Source organism: Neobacillus drentensis, from assembly GCF_036966985.1.
GTDB lineage: Bacteria > Bacillota > Bacilli > Bacillales > Cytobacillaceae > Neobacillus > Neobacillus drentensis_E.
The window spans coordinates 1-1,082 of sequence record NZ_JBALSN010000801.1; the positions used below are offsets into that span (position 1 = coordinate 1).

The window sequence follows — 1,082 nt, forward strand, 5'->3', positions numbered from 1 at the left end:
ATATATCGGGAGATTTCAATTAAGTTCATATCAGGATCACGGATATAAATGGATTCAATCGGACCTAATGCACCAGAACGTCTGACCGGACCTTCTTCAATTGGAACAACCTGCTTTCGAAGATGAAGCAATAAACTGTCTATATCTAAATCGGTGATAAAACACAAGTCAGCAGATCCAGGCTGGGGATGAGCAGCTTTTGGTTCAAATTCATGACCCGCTTCATGAAGGTTGATCTTTTGTAAGCCAAAACGAAGGGCTTTACGGCCTTCTCCAAAAGTTTCTTCCTTCATTCCTAATACGTTTGTATAAATGCGAATGGTTTCCTCCATATGTTGTACAGTCAACACGATATGATCAAGTCGTCGTATCATCAGTCTCTCCTCCAAGTATGATCATTGTTTGAACTGCTTCTATTATATCATCCCTTGAAGAAGATACCTTATTTGATCACGGTTTTATAACTCCAGCTTTCTAGGGACATGTTTTCTCCGTGCAGTACTCTCTCATCAAACTCCGTCCACCCATTTTTTCGATAGAAATGACGATTNNCAGTGTGAACAGTCCGCCGCCTTGCCGGGCGATAAAGGGGAAAAGACATTGCTTTAGCATACGGCTTCCAAGTTTTTTTCCTTGTTGGTCTTTTGCAACGACAAGAGCTTCTAAATACCAGTAAGGTTTCTTTAAGGAAGAACACGCTTTTTTTGCCTCCTTTAACATACGGAACACATGCTGAATCGCCGATATGCCACCAGTAAAGAGTAGCTTTAACCCACCAGATAACACATAATCCATGAGTCCTGGTTCAGGAAGACGGGGATGTTTTAACAGGGCGGCAGACACAATTTTCTCGTTCTCAACCCCGACCAAACAGATTTGATGCTGAAAATATACCTTTGTATTGATCAAATGCAACTGACGGGCGAAAGCAGAACGATTGGTCACCTTTTCGCATAATAAATCAAAAAATGAATAGTTCTGAAATGAATCATCTAACAACGCTGCCACTTGAGGCAGTTCATCCTCTCTAGCAAGTCTGAATTGAAACATATGATGGTCCTCCTTTTTTTGAACAGATATAG

At 41.0% G+C, this 1,082-nt stretch carries 2 protein-coding genes; both read right to left on the reverse strand.

All coding sequences use genetic code 11. From position 1 onward, the window contains the following. A partial coding sequence (locus V7659_RS31865; protein WP_335543962.1) for a VOC family protein occupies nt 1-374 on the reverse strand: 374 nt, incomplete at its 3' end. 100 nt (nt 375-474) lie between these two features. Further along, nucleotides 475-1,050: a GNAT family N-acetyltransferase gene (locus tag V7659_RS31870; RefSeq protein WP_335543963.1), complete on the reverse strand. Its 576-nt coding sequence runs from the start codon at nt 1,048-1,050 to the stop codon at nt 475-477. Between the last annotated feature and the right edge of the window lie 32 nt (nt 1,051-1,082).